This is a genomic window from Salinivibrio sharmensis (assembly GCF_001995985.1).
Taxonomy (GTDB): Bacteria; Pseudomonadota; Gammaproteobacteria; order Enterobacterales; family Vibrionaceae; genus Salinivibrio; species Salinivibrio sharmensis.
Map to the genome: position 1 here is coordinate 255,944 of NZ_MUFC01000002.1, position 19,149 is coordinate 275,092.

19 protein-coding genes are annotated in these 19,149 nt (G+C 50.2%); 6 read left to right on the forward strand and 13 right to left on the reverse strand.

From position 1 onward, the window contains the following. Positions 1–7: 7 nt before the first annotated feature. From BZG74_RS03220 to BZG74_RS03230, 3 genes are all read right to left on the reverse strand, one after another. Complete coding sequence (locus tag BZG74_RS03220) at positions 8–979, reverse strand: TAXI family TRAP transporter solute-binding subunit (RefSeq protein ID WP_077771308.1); 972 nt, start codon at positions 977–979, stop codon at positions 8–10. 142 nt (positions 980–1,121) lie between these two features. Further along, complete coding sequence (locus BZG74_RS03225; protein ID WP_077771309.1) at positions 1,122–1,949, reverse strand: BKACE family enzyme; 828 nt, start codon at positions 1,947–1,949, stop codon at positions 1,122–1,124. A gap of 40 nt (positions 1,950–1,989) precedes the next feature. Further along, positions 1,990–3,315, reverse strand: coding sequence for an aspartate aminotransferase family protein (locus tag BZG74_RS03230; protein ID WP_077771310.1), 1,326 nt, complete (start codon positions 3,313–3,315; stop codon positions 1,990–1,992). A gap of 99 nt (positions 3,316–3,414) precedes the next feature. Here BZG74_RS03230 and BZG74_RS03235 point away from each other — a divergent pair, with 99 nt between their 5' ends. Then, on the forward strand, positions 3,415–4,332 hold the full coding sequence (locus tag BZG74_RS03235) for a LysR substrate-binding domain-containing protein (RefSeq protein WP_162273999.1): 918 nt from the start codon (positions 3,415–3,417) through the stop codon (positions 4,330–4,332). Between the two features lie 32 nt (positions 4,333–4,364). Next, positions 4,365–5,177, forward strand: coding sequence for a tRNA cyclic N6-threonylcarbamoyladenosine(37) synthase TcdA (gene tcdA / locus BZG74_RS03240; protein WP_077771312.1), 813 nt, complete (start codon positions 4,365–4,367; stop codon positions 5,175–5,177). On the opposite strand, the gene BZG74_RS03245 is transcribed toward tcdA, so the two are convergent. The 8 genes from BZG74_RS03245 to BZG74_RS03280 all read right to left on the reverse strand — a co-directional run bounded on the left by BZG74_RS03245 (position 5,178) and on the right by BZG74_RS03280 (position 13,336). Beyond that, the gene (locus BZG74_RS03245; protein ID WP_158020626.1) at positions 5,178–5,963 is read right to left on the reverse strand and encodes a substrate-binding periplasmic protein; all 786 of its coding nucleotides are present in this window, start codon (positions 5,961–5,963) and stop codon (positions 5,178–5,180) included. A gap of 60 nt (positions 5,964–6,023) precedes the next feature. Further along, positions 6,024–6,788, reverse strand: a complete 765-nt coding sequence (locus BZG74_RS03250; RefSeq protein WP_077771314.1) for a substrate-binding periplasmic protein — start codon at positions 6,786–6,788, stop codon at positions 6,024–6,026. Between the two features lie 124 nt (positions 6,789–6,912). Further along, positions 6,913–8,727, reverse strand: a complete 1,815-nt coding sequence (gene phaC, locus BZG74_RS03255) for a class I poly(R)-hydroxyalkanoic acid synthase (RefSeq protein ID WP_077771315.1) — start codon at positions 8,725–8,727, stop codon at positions 6,913–6,915. A 79-nt stretch (positions 8,728–8,806) separates the two neighbouring features. After that, the gene (locus BZG74_RS03260) at positions 8,807–9,154 is read right to left on the reverse strand and encodes a phasin family protein (RefSeq protein WP_046074153.1); all 348 of its coding nucleotides are present in this window, start codon (positions 9,152–9,154) and stop codon (positions 8,807–8,809) included. Positions 9,155–9,212: 58 nt separating this feature from the next. Continuing rightward, the gene (locus BZG74_RS03265; protein WP_077771316.1) at positions 9,213–10,424 is read right to left on the reverse strand and encodes an acetyl-CoA C-acetyltransferase; all 1,212 of its coding nucleotides are present in this window, start codon (positions 10,422–10,424) and stop codon (positions 9,213–9,215) included. 15 nt (positions 10,425–10,439) lie between these two features. After that, positions 10,440–11,180, reverse strand: a complete 741-nt coding sequence (locus BZG74_RS03270) for an SDR family oxidoreductase (RefSeq protein ID WP_046074155.1) — start codon at positions 11,178–11,180, stop codon at positions 10,440–10,442. Positions 11,181–11,679: 499 nt separating this feature from the next. Next, positions 11,680–12,105, reverse strand: a complete 426-nt coding sequence (gene csdE, locus BZG74_RS03275; protein ID WP_077771317.1) for a cysteine desulfurase sulfur acceptor subunit CsdE — start codon at positions 12,103–12,105, stop codon at positions 11,680–11,682. Between the two features lie 19 nt (positions 12,106–12,124). Further along, the gene (locus BZG74_RS03280) at positions 12,125–13,336 is read right to left on the reverse strand and encodes an aminotransferase class V-fold PLP-dependent enzyme (RefSeq protein WP_077771318.1); all 1,212 of its coding nucleotides are present in this window, start codon (positions 13,334–13,336) and stop codon (positions 12,125–12,127) included. Positions 13,337–13,693: 357 nt separating this feature from the next. Here BZG74_RS03280 and BZG74_RS03285 point away from each other — a divergent pair, with 357 nt between their 5' ends. The 4 genes from BZG74_RS03285 to rlmM all read left to right on the forward strand — a co-directional run bounded on the left by BZG74_RS03285 (position 13,694) and on the right by rlmM (position 16,807). Further along, positions 13,694–14,599 (forward strand): transcriptional regulator GcvA, encoded by a 906-nt coding sequence (locus BZG74_RS03285; protein ID WP_077771319.1) that lies wholly within the window; start codon positions 13,694–13,696, stop codon positions 14,597–14,599. Continuing rightward, entirely contained in the window at positions 14,596–15,228 is a 633-nt protein-coding gene (locus BZG74_RS03290) for an alpha/beta fold hydrolase (protein ID WP_077771320.1), read from the forward strand. Before BZG74_RS03285 ends, BZG74_RS03290 begins: the two co-directional genes overlap by 4 nt. Before the next feature lie 2 nt (positions 15,229–15,230). Beyond that, entirely contained in the window at positions 15,231–15,608 is a 378-nt protein-coding gene (locus BZG74_RS03295) for a DUF423 domain-containing protein (RefSeq protein WP_077771321.1), read from the forward strand. Positions 15,609–15,730: 122 nt separating this feature from the next. Next, positions 15,731–16,807 carry a 23S rRNA (cytidine(2498)-2'-O)-methyltransferase RlmM gene (gene rlmM / locus BZG74_RS03300; protein WP_077771322.1) on the forward strand — a complete coding sequence of 359 codons (1,077 nt, stop codon included), beginning with the start codon at positions 15,731–15,733 and terminating at the stop codon, positions 16,805–16,807. A 33-nt stretch (positions 16,808–16,840) separates the two neighbouring features. Here the strand turns inward: rlmM and xni are convergent, their stop codons facing one another. Continuing rightward, the gene (gene xni / locus BZG74_RS03305) at positions 16,841–17,632 is read right to left on the reverse strand and encodes a flap endonuclease Xni (protein ID WP_101494652.1); all 792 of its coding nucleotides are present in this window, start codon (positions 17,630–17,632) and stop codon (positions 16,841–16,843) included. Positions 17,633–17,751: 119 nt separating this feature from the next. Then, the gene (gene ppnN, locus BZG74_RS03310; protein WP_077771324.1) at positions 17,752–19,107 is read right to left on the reverse strand and encodes a nucleotide 5'-monophosphate nucleosidase PpnN; all 1,356 of its coding nucleotides are present in this window, start codon (positions 19,105–19,107) and stop codon (positions 17,752–17,754) included. Positions 19,108–19,149 lie beyond the last annotated feature (42 nt).

The following is a 19,149-nucleotide window of genomic DNA, read 5'->3' on the forward strand; positions in this document are numbered from 1 at the left end:
GGTTTGATTATTCAATCAACCCGGCTTCACGGTAGTAACGCGCCGCACCTGGGTGAAGTGGTGCAGACAGGCCGTCTTTTACCATTTCTTCTTTCTTCAGGTTAGCGAATGCAGGATGCAGACGGCGGAAGTCATCAAAGTTTTCAAAGACCGCTTTAACCACGTTGTAAATCACGTCTTCTGGGACTTGTGTGGAAGAAACGAAGGTTGCACCCACACCAAAGGTGGTGACGTCGTTATCGTTACCGCGGTACATACCACCAGGAATAGTCGCTTGGCGGTAATAGTCACGATCTTCAATTAGCTGTTTCGCGGCGTCGTTGGCAACTTCTACCAATACGCTATCACACGCAGTAGTCGCTTCTTGAATCGCGCCACTTGGGTGACCCACAGTGTAAACCATGGCATCGATTTTGTTATCACACAGCGCTTTGGATTGCTCGGCCGCTTTTAGCTCAGAGATTTGGCCGAACTTATCCATGTCCCAGCCCATTTGATCCATCAACACCTCGATGGTGCCACGTTGACCTGAGCCTGGGTTACCGATGTTAACGCGCTTGCCTTCTAGATCATCAAAAGTTTTTACGTCAGCATCAGCACGTGCTACCACGGTAAACGGTTCTGGATGAATAGAGAAAACAGCACGCAGCTCTTTAAACTCGCCCTGGTCTTCAAATTTGCTGGTGCCTTTGTAAGCATGGTACTGCCAGTCAGACTGGGCGATACCCATATCGAGCTCGCCAGCACGAATGGTGTTGATGTTGTAGATTGAACCGCCTGTACTCTCTACCGAGCAGCGGATGCCGTGGTCATCTTTGCTTTTATTGACGAGACGGCAAATTGCGCCACCTGTTGGGTAATAAACACCAGTCACACCGCCAGTACCAATGGTCACAAACTGGTTCGCTTGCGCGCTTGCCGCGGTTCCTAGTGCGGCAGAAAAGCCGAGCGCAATCAGGGTAGGTTTCATCGCTTTCATGCTTAAGATTCCTTTTTAAGTTAGAGGTTGCTATCCGAGCGCACCCTCGAAGTTGTATAACACTCAATGACAATATGACAAAAAAGTGTCACCGCGCTATTTTTTCAATCTTTTAACAATATTTGCAAGCAATTGTATTGGGTTAAAACGATTGGGTCATGATTTGCCTTAGTGATTGTACAGGTTTAGTACAATATCCCAGCTTTTCCAGTGTGTTGCGTAAATCTGTGATCTGAGCGGCGTTATTTATGGCTTGGCGTTGATCAACGCGTTGGGTGTTGTTTTCAAAGCCGATTCGTATGTCTCCTCCCAGGAGCGCGGCGGTCGTTAGGCAGCGGATCTCATGGTGGCCAAATGCACAGGCTGACCAGGGCACGTTGTCATGGTCGGGGAGTGCTTGCCACATGGCGACGATGTCTTGTGGGTGGCCAAATGGGGGGCTTTGATCCCGGCCGGTGACGAACAGTAAATGGTGCCCTGTAGGAGGGATCACGCCGGCGTGACGTAGCTGACGATAGCGCGCCACTTCATGGGGGTGATAGAGAATAAACTGCGTGTAAACAGCATGGTGATGTAGCCACGCAAAAAATGTTCTGGCCTCGGTCGTTTCGGAGGAGTCAGGTACTAGCTCTCTCAGCGCAATGGAGACGGCCTCAGGCTTAACGGCTTTCACTAACGCGATTTGCTCTGAGGGGCGATAGCGACCCACGGCTTCGGTCGTGAGTTGAATGACCATGCGATCACCGACCGCATCTTGGACTTGCTGATAAAGCCGACGATTGAGAATGGGGTCCAAACTATGCGCGCCAGACTCATCTCGTGCATGAATGTGCGCCATGGCGGCACCAGCGTCAGCGCATGCTTGCAGGCAGTCAATCAGTGATGGCGTATCAACGGGGACGGCATTATGCTGGGAAGGCTGCAGCCGCGCGCCGTTGGGGGCAACCATGATGGTGCGTGTATCGGTCATCTTTTCTCCTTAAGCCTGGGTTGAGAGCAAGACAGACTGCTTAGTGTGGCAAACAGGTGTCTAAGGTTATCCTTAGTTTTTCGGCTATCTCATCAATATGTGGCTGTTTAATGATGTAGGGAGGCGCCAATAAAATATGGTGCCCTTGTTTGCCATCAATGGTGCCGCCCATGGGATAGCACATCAGACCGTTTTCCAACGCGGTTTGTTTGATTTGTTTCGCTAGCGGCAATGTAGACGAAAAAGGCTGCTTTGACGTTTTATCTGCCACCAACTCAAGCGCGAGAAAGAGTCCTCGGCCACGAATGTCGCCGACAAAAGGATGGGAATGAAAATGATGAGTGAGGGCGGCTTTTAATGCTTCACCCTGCTGGCCGGCGGCGTCTATTAGGCTATCTTGCTGGATTGCTTTTAATGTGGCGAGCCCTGCCGCACAGGCAGTAGGGTGCGCCATAAAGGTGTGGCCATGTTGGAAAAAGCCCGAGCCGTTAGCGATCGCGTTGTAGATCGGGTCAGCCACAAGCGTCGCGCCAATAGGCTGATAACCGGCGGCAAGCCCTTTGGCGATAGCCACTATATCTGGAACGATATGTTCATGCTCAAAGGCGAAAAAGCGCCCAGTGCGTCCCGTACCGCACATCACTTCATCGAGAATCAGCAAAATATTGTATTGGTCGCAGATCTCACGAATACGCGTAAAGTAGCCTGCTTCCGCCGTCAATGCGCCAGCTGTCGCGCCAACGACAGGCTCAGCCACAAACCCGATGACATTCTCAGGCCCTTTTTCTAACAGTATGGCTTCAAGCTCGTTGGCTACCCGCTGACCATATTCGTAAGCGGTCTCATCGGGACGCTGATCGCGATAGGCGTAACAGGGGGCAATCAGACTGGTATCCATTAATAAAGGTGCAAAGGGCGCACGACGCCATGCGTTACCTCCCACGGACAGCGCGCCAAGTGTGTTGCCGTGGTAGCTTTGGCGTCGGGCAATAAAGTGTTGGCGCTGCGGCTGGCCAACTTCCACCCAATATTGACGTGCCAGTTTTAATGCCGCTTCCATCGCCTCTGATCCGCCACTGACCAAGTAGGCATGATTGATCGTCGCTGGTGCTAAGTCAGTGAGTATGTCGGCCAGTGCTTCACTGGTCTCGGAGGTAAAAAAGCCAGTATGCGCATAGGGAATAGCCTGGAGTTGGGCGCGAATCGCATCCAATACCGCAGGATGATGATGACCAAGGCAAGATACCGCGGCACCACCACATGCATCTAGGTAGCGCTTTCCCTGCGTGTCAGTCAGATACATGCCGTGACCACTTGCGATAGTGGGAAGTTCTTGATGACAGTGGCGATGGAATACGTGGCTCATACGATTGCCTCATAGTGACGTTTGCACACGAGTATGAACCGATTGTATTTTGCGCGACAAAGGATATATTTTCACCAGGCATGAAAAAAAGGAATGGGAATGGAAGCGCGTTTGCCATCGATGCGAGCTTTACAAGCGTTTGTCGTGGTTGCCCAGCAAGGCAGCTTTTCGGAAGCGGCTAAGGTGTCGCATGTCAGCCAAAGTACCATCAGTAAACAAATCCAACAGTTAGAGCAGTGGATTGGACAACCCTTGTTTGCGCGGACCGCGTATGGGGTGGTGCTCAATGCCATTGGAGAGACTTATCTTCAATCAGTTTCATCAGGGATCCATGAAATTGCCAATGCGACGGCTTACGCACGTCAACAGAGTGCAGAGCAAGAGTCGGTCAGCTTGCTGGTGCCGCCTTCTTTTGCCAGTCTGTGGTTAATCCCGCAATTGCAAGACTTTAAAGCCCTGTATCCGCAGGTGACAGTGACCGTGAGTGCCAGTGATACCATTCCGCATGGCAAAGAGAGCGAAGTGGATATTCTTATTCGCTGCCAGCCTCGTCAACAAGCGGGCTCTCAATCAATCTGCTTGGTCAACGAGCACCTATCTTTAGTCGCCTCGGCGTCCATCCTTCCTGAGCCCTTAGAGCGAGCCGCGTTGCTTGCCAAAATACCAGTATTGTCTCACTTAACTCGTCCCACTTTATGGGAGTACTTTTGGCAGCAATTTGGCCTCAGTGACAGCAACCCCCAATACGGAGCGGGGTTTGAGCATTTTTTTATGGCTCTGGAGGGTGTTCAGCAGGGGATGGGGATGGCTTTGATTCCAACCTTTATGGCAGCTCCCAGTGTGTCACAAGGAAAGGTAGTTAACCCATTGGGGCTGGGTATTGATAGCGGCTATGGTTATTACCTCTATAGTGCGAGCTACAAGCAGCGAGCGACAGGGGTTAACCAAGTTGTGCAATGGCTGTGCGAGCGGTTCGCGCTGGATCCAACTAGACAAATATCGAGCAAGTCGGTATAACGCCCCTCGGTTTGATCAACAAAGAGATAGGTATGACACGCCAATTATCAGACGCCTATTGGCAGCGTTTTGGTGGTACTGCGAGGCTGTACGGCCAGCGTGCGCTCGAAGTATTTAGTCAAAGCCACATCTGTGTGATTGGCATTGGTGGTGTTGGCTCATGGGCCGCAGAATCGTTAGCGCGAACCGGTGTGGGGGCAATGACATTAATTGATATGGATGATGTGTGTGTCACCAACACCAATCGACAAATCCATGCTTTGAAAGCGACCATTGGCCAAAGCAAAAGCGAGGTGATGGCCGAGCGTGTGACAGCAATCAATCCAGAATGCCAAGTGACTGTGATTGATGATTTTATCTCGCCGGATAATATTGCTGAGTATATCGACAAGCGCTTTGATTATGTGCTCGATGCAATCGATAGCATCAAGCCCAAAACAGCCTTGCTGGCTCACTGCAAGCGGCACAAAATCAAAGTCATTACCGTAGGTGGCGCGGGTGGACAGATCGATCCCACCCAGATCCAAGTGGCGGATTTGACTAAAACGATTCAAGACCCACTCGCGGCGAAGCTGCGTAACAATTTGCGTCGCTTTTACGGCTTTACTAAGACTCAGGGTCGAAAATTTGGGATTGACTGTGTCTTTTCAAGCGAGCAACTCAAATACCCACAACCTGATGGCAGTGTCTGTGAAAGCAAGGCATCTGCGCAAGGGCCGAAGCGAATGGATTGTGCCAGTGGTTTTGGTGCGGCAACCATGGTGACGGCCAGTTTCGGGTTCGTCGCGGTGTCGCGCATTTTACATAAATTGATCGAGGCGGATAAACGACGCCAAGCCGATTAACTACGGCTGCTCGGCGGGGATGCCGATAAGCCCATACTCTCCCATACGAAACGCACTCCAAGCGCGCTGATAGTCACCGCTCATCTTTAACTGGCGTAATCCTCGATTGAACTGACTGACCCACAGTGCGCTTTGGGGGTGTTGACGACTGAATAAGACATGTAATGGAGTCACTCGAAGCGGCTTGGGATGAAATGTGATGTGACGACTTTCGTCGTTGCGAAGTTGATTACGCACCACGTCATGGATGACGTATTGATTGCCGATAATCACATCACTTTGACCGGTTAGTAAGCTTTTCACCTTCTCGAGCTCGTTCGGGTATTTGTGGATGATGACGCTGCCACCCTCTTGATTAAAGGTTTCCAGCATATTGTCTTCGATATAGTCTTCGCTAATACCGACGTTGAGACCATTGAGACTCTCTAAAGACTGCCAATCGAAGTAGCGATTTTTGAGGTGGAAAAAGACCACAGACTCAGTATAAATGGGGGCTGAATAAATAAAGTCGTGCTCTCTTTCTGGGGTATAGCCCCAACCAACCGTGCCGTGTACTTTACCGGTTTGCGCCTCTATTTTGGCTTGCTGCCAAAGGACAAACTTGATCTTTATCTCCATGCCTTGTCGCTTGCCAGCTTCTTTGACGATATGCGCCAACACCCCTTGATGTGCTAATTGATCAGAAATAAATGGACGGTAGTCGCCAGACGTGAGCACCAAATTGGGCGTGGCAACACCAACCACCGGGAGGCTGAACGCGAATAAAATGATTAGCCATCGCCACATAACAACTCCAAAGTCAACGGACATTTACCAAAACCAATGTCGATGAATCTTCAACTGATACTATTCCGACATTTTTTGCCGTCGAAATTGATTCCAAACGGCTTGATAGCGACCATCCATTTTTATGCGTCGTAACCCTTTATTAAATGCGCGGGAATGATCGTAGCCCTGTTCAATCTGACGACTAAACAGCACATGTAAGGGGGTTACGCGAAAGGGACGAGGATGATGCGTCAACTGACGAGCTTGCTCAGCACTGAGAGCCGTTTGAATGATGTGCTGCAAAACATCTTTGTTGCCTAGTGCGAGATCGATCTGATTATTCAATAACGCGTGGAGTTTGTCTTCTTCTTTGGCAAATTCTTGTAACTTCACATCAATACCGGATTTTTGTAATTGGCTCAGTGTCTTGACGTCGATATATCCAAGGCCGACACCGACCGCAAGACCGGCTAAATCCTCGGGCTTTGACCAATCGAATGCTTTATCTCGGAGATAAAAGAAAACGGCACTTTCGGTATAAATGGCATCTGAATAGATAAAATCCAGTGCGCGCTCTTCGGTGAAAGCCCAGCCGACCGTACCGTCCCACTGACCTTGCTGAGCCAGCGCCATCGACTCATGCCAAGGAAAATAACCAAAAGACACATCGAGATTAGCTTCTTCGGTGGCCAACACAATAATTTCAGTTAATGGGCCTTGGTTGGGTAGGTGTTGCGAAATAAAAGGAGGGTATTCACCCGACGCCAGGCGGAGTGATTGCGCATGTGTGAGCATTGGAAGGATCAGCAACAATGCGCATCCCCATTGCACCATCAACCTCATACTGCCTCCTGAGCGTTCTCGTGACTATGAGAGGAGTATAGTGCAGGAGAAATAAAGTGGCGGCGCCGTCGCTCTCTATGAGCCACAATTGCGCCGCCATTCTTATTATTGAGACAGTAGTTGGTTACGCGTTAGCTTCTTCAGGCTCAGGTTCGGTTTTTGCCTCTGTGTGAATCGGCAAAACCTGACGAACATACTCACCCGGTGCCGCATAAAGAACCGGATAGTTCTCAGAGCCGATCGCATAAGGCTCTACCTGTTCCTCTGGGCTATAGCTACGCAGCCATTTCTCCCAATGCGTCCACCAAGAGCCCGTGTGATGTGACGCGTTATCGAGCCACTCATCGGCTGAATCAGGCAGACTATCGTTGGTCCAGAACCCGTACTTTTTCTTCACAGGGTGGTTAACAATCCCTGCAATGTGACCAGACTCACCCAACACAAAGGTTTTATTGCCACCGACATTCAGTGCACCGCGATAGGTGCCTTGCCATAGGGCAATGTGATCTTCTTTGGTCGAGATGAAGTAGCTTGGCACTTTGATCTTGTTGAGATCAATCCAGACGCCACCGACTTTGACCCCTTTGTCTTGCACCAATTTGTTTTCAAGATACAAATCGCGCAGGATAAAATTGTGGGTTTTCGCTGCCACGTTGGTGCTATCGCTATTCCAATACAACAAGTCAAAATCAACGGGACTATTTCCCTTGAGATAATTCTCAATGTAATAGTTCCAGTACAGGCTGTTTTCACGAAGCAAGCTAAATGTGACGCTGAGTGAGCGGCCGTCCATATAACCACGCGCTGTATTTTGCGCTTCAATCGCTCGGATCAGGCTGTCATTGATATAGGCACCAATTTCACCCGGCTGAGAGAAGTCGAGCAAGGTGGTAAAGAAGCTCGCCGACTTGATGCGCGCCTTCATGCGTTTCGCGGCATAGTAAGCAATCGTGCAGGCCAGTACGGTGCCACCGATACAGTAACCCACGCCGTTAATCTGCGACTGTCCTGTAATTTCTTCGATAGCACTAACCGCTTTGACTGTACCTTGCGTCACATAGTCTTCAAAGCCGATCTCCGCTTGCTCTGCAGAAGGGTTACGCCATGACATTAAGAATACAGAGTGGCCTTGTTCAACGAGCCAACGCACTAATGAATTTTTCTCACGTAAATCGAGAATGTAGTACTTATTGATGAACGGGGGCACAACCAAAATTGGGGTGGCATGTACTTTTTCCGTCATTGGGCGGTATTGAATGAGTTCGAAAAGCTCATTTTTAAACACCACGTCACCTGGGGTGTTGGCGACATCATCACCGACCCGAAATGCGTTATTGTTGGTCATCCGCACTTTCAGAATATCTGCGCTGGACTCCATATCCTGTTTCAACTGCTCCATGCCGCGCAGAAGGTTTTCACCTTGAGACTCAAGCGTCATTTTGAGCAGTTCAGGGTTGGTTGCAATATAGTTGCTGGGCGCCATCGCATTGATTGCCTGGCGAGAGAAAAAGGATAGTCGTTCTCGGGTTTTATCATCAAGGCCTTCAATGGCGTCAATGGTCTCCATGTAGGTACGTCCGAATAGCAGATAGGACTGTTTGATAAAGTTATAAAGGACATCTTCTTGCCAAGCTTTATCCTTAAAACGTTTATCGTCACTGCCCTCGCTCACAACCTCTTCCGTGCTTTCACGGGCGAGCATGGCATTCTGCCAGATTTGCATCTGCTGTTCCCACCACTGCATTTGCACTTGTAGAAGTGCAGCGGGTTGTTGAGCTGCGCCTTCCAGCAACTGAGCAGTGTCTTGCAGGCTGACTTCCTGCATGGCTTGATTGAACGGTGTATTTACGGCTGCCTTGCCCTGCTCAAGATCCTGCCACCATTGCTGGTTTTGTTCTTGCAGCCTGGCAAGGTAGTCCGAAAAGAAGTGATGAAACATAGTCTTGCCCTCTTGATCGGATAAGCACTATAAGCGCCTGCTACCCAAGGCAGCAGGCACTCGTGCAAAGACCCTGCCTTTATGCTGGGGTACCGGCTTTCATATTTTCCGCTGTGAGCTTGTCGATGTCTTCTTTAAACTCTTTGGCGATGTTTTGTAGCTTAGCGCTATCATCCATCATTTGTTGAGACAGCTTAGTGAGTGCCGCAAGCTGTTGGCTGCTGAATGACGTCATACTTGAGACATCTTTCACTTCGCTGGCAGCTTTCATTTGCTCTAGGCCGAGCTCGCTATAGGTGCGCATGGCATTCATTTGTAGCTCAGTCAGCGTCTCAACATTTTTGGCTACCAATTTGTTGAAGTTTACATAGGGAGCCAGGGCTTTTTCAGATTGCTCAGAAAACGCTTTAAACATATCTGTGTACATGGTGTATCTCCTGATAGTGTTGTTTTTTGGGGATTGCCCCAAGGTCGCAAGTGTCCGTTTATGCTTGTGTACGCTTAATAATCAAAGCTGTACCCATGCCGCCGCCAATACACAAAGAAGCAACTCCGTGAGTTTCGCCTCTTCGCGCGAGCTCGTGTAGCAGAGTTACCACAATGCGGTTGCCCGATGCCCCCAGCGGGTGGCCAAGCGCAATGGCTCCGCCATTGACATTGGCGCGCGCCAAGATTGCTTCAGGTGTCGTGTGGTGGTGATCCGCTAATTGATGAACAACGCCTAACGCTTGTGCTGCAAAGGCTTCGTTAAGCTCAAACAGATCAATATTGTCGAGAGTCAGGTTCGCTTTCTCCAGCGCCGCATTGACTGCCCCCACAGGGCCTAAGCCCATAACGCTAGGATCAACACCGTGTTGAGCGTAGGCAGTGACCTCCGCAAGTGGTGTGAGCCCGTGTTCGTTGACCGCTGACTCAGACGCGAGAATTACCGCGCTGGCACCGTCATTGATTCCAGAGGCGTTACCCGCGGTTACCGAACCTTCCTTGTCAAACGCAGGACGCAACTTGCTGAGTCCCTCCAATGTGGCGTCGGCTTTCGGATATTCATCGGTGTCAAAGGTAATGGTTTGCTTTCGCTGCTGTATTTCTATCGGCGTGATTTCATCTTTAAATCGGCCCGCTTCAATCGCCGCGACGGCTTTTTGTTGACTTTGAAGCGCAAATTGATCTTGCTGCTCGCGAGTGATGCCCACTTCTTTGGCAACATTCTCCGCCGTGACACCCATATGATATTGGTTGTACACATCTGTCAGCCCATCATTGATGAGCAGATCTTTCATCGCGAAGTTGCCCATTTTTTGTCCGGTACGAAGATTGCCGGCTGCCGCAAACGGGATCTGGGACATGTTTTCAACCCCAGCAGCGACCACAACCTGTGCATCACCGGCGCGGATATGGGTCACGGCATCCATGATGGTTTTCATGCCACTGCCACATACCATATTGACAGAGTAAGCAGGGACATGTGTTGGGATATCCGCGTAAATCGCGGCTTGACGCCCGATCCCCATGCCTTGCCCAGCGCTGACAACGTTGCCCACGATCACTTCGTCAACCGCGGTCGGGGCGAGCGAGCTGTCGCCCAGCGCGCCTTTTATGGCATAAGCGGCGAGCTGTCCGGTAGGGACGTCTTTAAGCGTGCCGGAGAAGGCACCAATGGCGGTGCGTTTTGCCGCCACAATAAAAATGCGTTCCATCAATCTATCCTTGATTTATTGCATGTAGAGGCCGCCGTTTACCGACAGCGTTTCACCCGTAATGTAAGCGCCGGCATCACTGGCAAGGTACGCCACCGATGCCGCAATCTCTTCTGGCTTGGCCAGACGCTTCATTGGAATCTGGTTGGTGATCGACTCCAACACATCGTCGCGCATGGCGGTAACCATCGGTGTCGCGGTATAGCCTGGCGCCACGACGTTGACAGTGACACCGGCCCGCGCCCCTTCTGCCGCGAGTGACTTACTGAAGCCCATCATGCCGGCCTTGGCGGCGGCATAGTTGGCTTGGCCAAATTGACCTTTTTGGCCATTGACGGATGAGATATTGATGATGCGTCCTCCTCCTTTTTCGCACATGGCGGCGAACAAGGGCTGAGTAACGTTAAAGAGGCTGTTGAGGTTGGTATTAATAACATCATGCCATTGTGAGGCATTCATTTTCTTGAACACACTGTCGCGGGTAATACCAGCATTGTTTACTAGTACATCCACCGTGCCTTCTTCCTCGAGTAGCTTAGCAATCCGTGAGGCGCATTGTTCGGTATCGGTGACATCAAGCTCAAACAAACGAACTTGGTCGTGGTTAAATTTCTTTTCGTCAAACCACTCTTGGGCGCACTCCGCTCCCCCTGTAAAGTGGGTCGCGATGACGCGATATCCATCTTCCACCAATTTCTCGGTAATGGCTGATCCTATACCGCCTTTCGCGCCGGTTACTAATGCCAGTTTCTTCATTTATGACTCCATTCACTACAACAAGCAAACTAAACGAGATGCCTGAAGCCGCATCTGGAACCACTTCAAACCAGAATTACAGTCATCTTTTTCTCACAGCAGCAATAGTTGTGCCAAAAATCAACTTATCATTCTGCCGATATTGTTAGGCAGACTAACGGATTGGTGTGACCCTTTTATGACTGCCTGCTTCTAAGCTAACGAATCTAGACAAATACGCAAAGTATAAAAACCTCATATTCTACATTCGAGATCTTGGTCAAATTAACAAGGAAACACTGCAACAAGATGTTAAATTAATGTTTACTTTGTGTTTGTTTTTGTTGGTTTTAAATCGAATTGCCCACTGCTTGACTAAGTCCATGAAATGGATTGCATTGATGATGAGGATTGCCTTTTTAAGTGGACACCCTGGTCGGAAAATGCTCACTATGTGTGAGGTGAGGTGAGGTGAGGAGAATGGAGAGCGGTGGCGACATGCCACCACGCGGACAAAGAACTAACGAGTGATCTGATGAATGAATTCAGTGATGGCGTGCAAGCCATTGGTGCGTGACTCACTTAGATGGTGCGCAAGCCCCGCTTGATGGAAAGCGCGGTCTATATCGAGGGTATGGATGGCATTACCGTGTTGACCGTGAACACAGGCAAGCACGATCGCTAATAAGCCTTTAACAATCCTGGCGTTGGAGTCGGCGGCAAAGTAATGGATGTCTCCCTCTGCCTGATGGAGAAACCAAACCGCACTTTCACAGCCGTGTACTTGGTTTGCTGTTTGTTTTTGTGCATCAGTAAAGGTTGGTAGCCGTTTTCCCCACAAAATCAATTGTCGGTATTTATCTTCCCAGCTGGTGTGTTGCGCGAGCATCTCGGTGACAGTCGCTTGGTTAAGCTCGGTGCCAAAAGGGTGGTGGGGTAACGCCATTGTCTATCCTGCCTTGTGATTAAATGTCGAGTAGAACCAGGGTCTTATCTAGTGCTGCAATAAACTGTGCGATATCCTGGTGTGTATTGTAGGCCGCTAGAGAGACCCTGATGGTGCCATCGACACCAAGCGCCTTAATAAAAGGATGGGCACAATGATGGCCAGAGCGAACAGCAATACCTTGCTGGGCCAACAATTCGGCTACATCGGCATGATGCTCGTCGCTAACAACAAAAGAGACCATGGAGCTGGTCGCCTGTGGCGCGATCAAACGAATGCGTGGCCGTGCGCGCAAAGCGTCTATGAGTTGTTGGTAACAGCTTGTTATATGTGCGTCTATTGCTTGGCTGTCTTGCTGCTTGAGCCAATGGATGGCTGCTGCGAGTCCTATCGCGCCGGTGGTATTCGGCGTGCCTGCTTCAAAACGGCTAGGGATGGGGGCGAGCGTATGATGGTCAAACGACACGTCTGTGATCATCTTCCCGCCTCCGTGGAAAGGCGAGAGCGCGCTTAACGCTTCTGGTTTTCCATACAAGACGCCAATCCCTGTGGGCCCATATAGTTTATGGCCAGAAAAAACATAATAGTCAGTGTCCAGTGTTTGCATACAAACAGGCTCATGGACGATGCCTTGTGCGCCATCAATGACCACGGTTGCACCAACTTTGTGCGCCAGTTGGGTCATTTCCTCGATAGGATGGCGGGTGCCGGTGACATTGCTGACATGACTGATCGCAACAATGCGTGTCCGTGCGGTTAAACGTTGTTGGTATACCTTCATATCTAGTCTACCCGTGCGAGGGCAGCAAGGGATTTTTACCAGTTGAGCGCCGGTGCGCTGCGCCATCAATTGCCAAGGGATCAGGTTGGCATGGTGCTCCATTTCGCTGACGAGAATTTCATCTTGCGGGACAAGCGCGTGGCTCAAGCCATAGGCGACCAGGTTGATGGCTTCTGTCGCGCCACGGGTCCAGACCACATTTTGTGGGTTGGCACCGATAAAATGTGCCACATCTCGTCGTGCTTGCTCAAACTGTTCGGTAGCAGAGAGGGTTGCTTGATGTTGGCCACGATGGACGTTTGCCGTCGGCATCGCGTAGCTGTGACAAACCGCATCAATGACCGGCTGCGGTTTTTGCGCGGTTGCGGCACTGTCTAAATATACCCAGCCTGGCGTATTGAAAGCGGGAAACTGGGCGCGTAGGGAGTGGGGATCAAAACCGTCGGTCATAGTCATCGTCCGAAATAAAATCCCGTCTATGATCGCTATCTCGTGGGAATAACTCAAGCCTGTTGTCAGGCCGTGCCAAATTACAGATAAAAAAAAGCACTGAGCGACGCTCAGTGCCAACAAATATGTAATGACAGACAATGTCAAAATACAGGAAGTTAAAAGTGGTAGATACGACTACCTGTCTAACCAGTGTTAGACAAATGCAAACACAACATCGCAACCACGGAAACAGTCTTAAATAGACAGACGTCACAAGTGGATGCGGGGAGCACTATAGGAGTTTGCTGGTATATCAGCAATCGACAATTTATAATGCCAACGATTAGAAAAATTAATGCATAGAGGTGTCAGCATATGGCGAGGCGTCTTCCCCCACTTAACGCGCTGCGTGTGTTTGAAGCAGCCGCACGACATTTGAGCTTTACACGAGCGGCAGAAGAGCTGTTTGTGACCCAAGCGGCCGTTAGTCATCAAATCAAGGCATTAGAAGAATTTCTCGGTTTGAAGCTTTTCCGCCGGCGTAATCGTTCGTTACTATTGACCGAAGAGGGGCAAGGGTACTTTCTTGATATAAAAGATATTTTCTCTGAGCTTGCGTATGCAACCGATAAAGTGCTGGAGCGTAGTGCCAAAGGGGCGTTGACAATTAGTTTGCCGCCCAGTTTTGCCATCCAGTGGTTAGTGCCTCGATTAGCTGATTTTAATACAGCCCATCCTGATATTGATGTTCGGATAAAAGCGGTTGATTTGGAAGAAGGGTCTCTGACCGATGATGTCGATGTCGCCATTTATTATGGCCGGGGACACTGGACGGGATTGCGCTGCGATCTTTTGTATCAAGAATGCTTGCTGCCTGTGTGTTCGCCACTGCTACTGGAATCAGGGCAGCCTCTACAAACCCCAGATGATTTGGTTCATCATGTTTTATTGCATGACCGCTCACGTAAAGAATGGAAAGCATTTGCTAAAGCCCATCAACTCAGTGAGGTGAATGTTGAGCATGGGCCGATTTTTAGTCACTCATCCATGGTGTTGCAGGCGGCGGCACATGGACAAGGTGTCGCGCTAGGAAACAATGTGCTTTCTCAACCAGAGTTAGCATCTGGGCGCTTGGTTCAGCCTTTCGAGCAAGTACTAAAGAGCGATAATGGCTTCTACTTGGTCAGTCAGCAACGCGATGCTGATACCGGACGTATTACCGCGTTCCGAGAATGGATGTTGGCGACGGCAGCGAAAGAACAAGAGAAAATGAATTTATGATAGAGGTAAGCATATCCGGACCACAAACGGCGACAGACTGGGTCGTCTTCGCCCATGGTGCAGGGGCGGGTAAAGACCATGAATTTATGGTGGACATGGCAGCACGTTTGGGAGAGCGCTGCAAAGTGGTGCGATTTAACTTTCCCTATATGGAAAAGCGCGAGCAAGAGGGTAAAAAGCGCCCGCCCGATCGTGCTCCGAAATTGCTTGCCCATTTTGAGTCTGTGATTGAGTACGTGGATGGTTTGCGTCCTGGTGGGAGCCGATTATGGTTAGCCGGTAAGTCGATGGGTGGGCGTATGGCGAGTCACTTGACTGATCATGTCTCTGTTAGTGGTGTCATTTGTTTTGGTTTTCCATTCCATCCGCCAGGGAAGCCAGAGAAGTATAAAGGTGCGCATTTGGCGTCTGTTGAGCGTCCACTGCTGATTGTACAAGGTGCACGCGATACCTTTGGCCGTGAAGATGAAGTCAACAATTATGCTTTATCGCCATCGGTTGAGGTGGTCATCGTACCGGATGGCGATCATAGCTTTAAGCCTCGTAAAGCTTCAGGGTATACAGAGTCAGACAATCGCCAGTGGGCGGTGGATAGCCTACACCGGTTTATTGAACGACAAGGTGGATAAAGATGAAATTACATCGTTGGGTGAGTGTGGCGGCGATCGGTGCAGGGTTAGCCGTGGGGTTGGGTGCGTTTGCCGCTCATGGTTTAAAAACAATACTGTCAGAGTACCAGTTGGCCATTTTTAAAACGGGGGTGAATTATCAGATGTGGCACAGCCTCGCCTTATTGAGTGTTTGTGGCGTCGCGTCCAGGCTTTCTTCACGTTGTGTCGCTATCGTCTCATGGGCGTGGCTGTTGGGTGTTGTTGCGTTCAGTGGCAGCTTATACCTGCTCGCTCTGACCTCCTGGCAGTGGCTTGGACCGGTGACGCCGATAGGTGGCATGAGTTTTTTGGTCGGGTGGGCCGCCCTTGCTATCGGCGCTTGGCGGGCTAAATGTTGATGAATCGGCCTCGGCGAATAAAAGCCTAGCGGCCATTTCTTTCTAGCCTGGATGGCAGATATAATGCGCAGCTTATTTTTACCGCCACATTGCGTGGTGATGTGTTCGAGCCAGAGGGTGTTATGAATCAGGTTCTGCTTTATTGTCGTGCGGGGTTTGAGAAAGACTGCGCCGCAGAGATCCAACAGAAAACCGCCGACATGGGAGTATATGGTTTCCCGCGCGTGGTAACCAACAGTGCGTATGTCTTGTTTGAGTGCTACCAAGAGGCCGATGCTGAGCGTGTGGTACGTGATCTCCCATTAGACTCACTGATTTTTGCTCGGCAAATGATTGCGGTGACCGCCTCTTTGTCGGATCTAGACCCGGACGATCGTATTTCACCTATCTTGGCCGTGGGTGATAGCCTACCCAAAGGTGGCGATTTGCGGGTAGAGACCCCTGACAATGATAAAGCCAAAGCGCTGTTGAAGTTTTGTCGTAAATTCACCGTTCCATTGCGTCAGGCTCTGCGTAAGCAAGGCGTGCTGCTCGCAAAAGATAACCCCAAAAAGCCGGTCATTCATCTGTGCTTTACCGCCCCAGGCACCTGTTTGGTCGGCTATTCACTGACAACTAATAACTCCCCGCATTATATGGGGTTACCACGAATGAAGTTTCCTGCTGATGCACCGAGCCGCTCTACCTTAAAATTGGAAGAGGCGTTTCATCACTTTATTCCCAAGCAAGAATGGGAGACGCGTTTAGCGCCTGGCATGTGGGCGGTCGATTTAGGTGCGTGCCCCGGCGGCTGGACTTATCAGTTGGTTAAACGCTCAATGTTCGTGCACGCGGTGGATAATGGGGCGATGGATGAACAGCTCATGGATACAGGGCAAGTGTTTCATCACGCCGAAGATGGATTTAAATTTGAGCCGACGCGAAAAAATGTCACCTGGCTGGTGTGCGATATGATTGAAAAGCCTTCTCGCGTGGCCCAATTGATGGGTGAGTGGCTGATTGAAGGGTGGGCAAAAGAGGCAATATTTAATTTGAAATTGCCGATGAGTCGTCGCTATGAGCAGGTAACAGAAAACCTCGACACCTTAGGTGCCTTTCTTGATGACTACAATGTGGCGTATGAAATGCGCGCGAAGCACCTTTATCACGATCGAGAAGAAATTACCGTGCACTTGCGGCGGGTGAAACGTCAGCGTTAAGCGGATGGTGACTGGCTGCCACCTTGCGTTTGTTTACGAGGGTTGGCGCTCGCTGATAGGTTCAAAACGGATATCTTGCAGGTTAAAGCCAAGCGGGATATCCGTTTTCAGTTGTGCTACCTGCTTACACTGTTGTGCCAACTCATAATGACCAGTGAGTTTTTTCTGCCACTTTGGCGCAAGGTCATCAGCAGCGAATATGGCATCGATATCGGCATAGTCGCCAAGTAGACTGGCGGCCGTTTTGGGTCCAATCCCTGGCACACCACTGATCTCACTGCTGCTGATCCCCGCGAGCCCCCAAAAGTCGCAAAGCTGCTCCGGGCGAACGCCAAACTGCGCTTGTACGAACGCGAGATCTAACCAGCGCTGCTGAAAGTAATCTCGAATTCTAACGGTTGGCTGCAAAAGCTGACAATAGCCTTTGTCGGTCGACACGATAGTAACATGTTGCTGATGCTCGGCCACTTTTAAGGCGAGGGTGGCAATCATGTCGTCAGCCTCATCGCCTTGAGAAAGCAGCGAGTCGACGCCGTGCTGCCAAAATGCATCTTGAATGGTGTCTAATCCCTGCTCGAGCACCGCAGGCATGGGTTTGCGGTGTTGTTTGTATGCCGGCAAGATCTCTGCGCGCCAGCCACGATCACTACCCATGTGATCAAAGACAGCAATAATATGGCTCGGCTGGCTATGATTGATGATTTTATTGAGGGTTTTGATGCAGGCATTCACCGTGGTGTCGATGGCATCGCCTTCGGGCTGAGCCGCGTGGACACGGCGGATGAGGTTCATTGCATCGATAATGACAACATGGAGGTTAGACATAATAAAAACCAGTAATAACGCGCAGCATGAGCCGCGCATTATACCTGTGTTAGTAGCATAACGCAGTGTGCGTTATGTCGGTTACCCTTCTGCGCGCCGGCTCAGTGCGCGTATTAGGGCTAAGAGACAATCTCATAGCACGGCACATATTCGGTGCCTGGGAGCTTCATCCGTTGTTGGTCGACGAAGCTTTGTAACAGTTTGTCCATTTTTACCATCAAGTACTTGTCACCATCGATTTTAAATGGGCCATGTTGCTCGATATTGCGCATCCCCTCGTCTTTCACATTCCCCGCCACAATGCCCGAGAATGCCTGACGTAACGCTGAGGCGAGTAATTCTGGGCGCTGATTCATGTGCAAGTTGAGGTTAGCCATATTTTCGTGTGTTGGCGCAAAGGGATGTTGGAAGTCTGGCTCGATTTTTAATGACCAATTGTACGAGTAGGCATCGCCGGTGGCTTTGCGATGCTCTTTGACAGCGGGCATGGCATTTTTCATTAATCGTGCGGCTTTTGCTGGATCGTCAATCACGATTTCATAATATTGGGTGGCTTCCTCGCCCAAGACATCACGAATAAAAGCATCGATATCGCGAAAATAATCCTCACTTTCTTTCGGACCGGTTAACACGATAGGCAAAGGCTGCGAGCGATTATCAGGATGCATCATGATGCCGAGAATATAAAGTAGCTCTTCCGCTGTCCCTGCGCCGCCTGGGAAAATGACAATCCCATGGGCGATACGGACAAATGCCTCTAGGCGCTTTTCAATATCGGGCATGATCACCAGCTCGTTAACCATGGGGTTCGGCGGCTCAGCAGCGATAATCGAGGGCTCGGTTAAGCCAATAAACCGGCTGTCATAAGTGCGTTGCTTGGCATGGCCGATGGCTGCACCTTTCATTGGTCCCTCCATCGCACCTGGGCCACACCCCGTACAAATATCCAGTTCACGCAGACCAAGCTCATGACCTACTTCACGCGTGTATTGATATTCGATGTCGTTGATTGAATGCCCCCCCCAGCAAACCACTAAATTAGGATCGACCCTTGGGCGGAGCGTTTTCGCATTACGCAAGATACCGAATATTAGGTTAGTGATATGCGGTGAGCTATCGAGGTTGAGAGCAGGACTATGCTCGAGCTGCACATTGACGTGAATAATGTCGCGTAGTACCGAGAACATATGCTCTTGAATGCCGCGAATGATCTTACCGTCGACAAAGGCATGATCCGGTGGATTAACCAGCTCGAGTTTGATGCCCCGCTCTCGGCGCAACACGCGAATTTCAAAGTTGGCGTGTTTTTCAAGCAGAGCTTTGGAGCTGTCCGTATGGCTGCCTGAATTTAAAACGGCCAATGAGCAGTTGCGGTATAAGCGGTACAGATCACTGCTGGCGCTGGCTTTTAAACGATCGACCTCGATTTGAGAAAGCAGATCCATCGTTCCAATCGGACTAATGTGTGTGATCATAGCGGCAACCTCTTACACGCCGACATCCTGTTTAACGCAAGC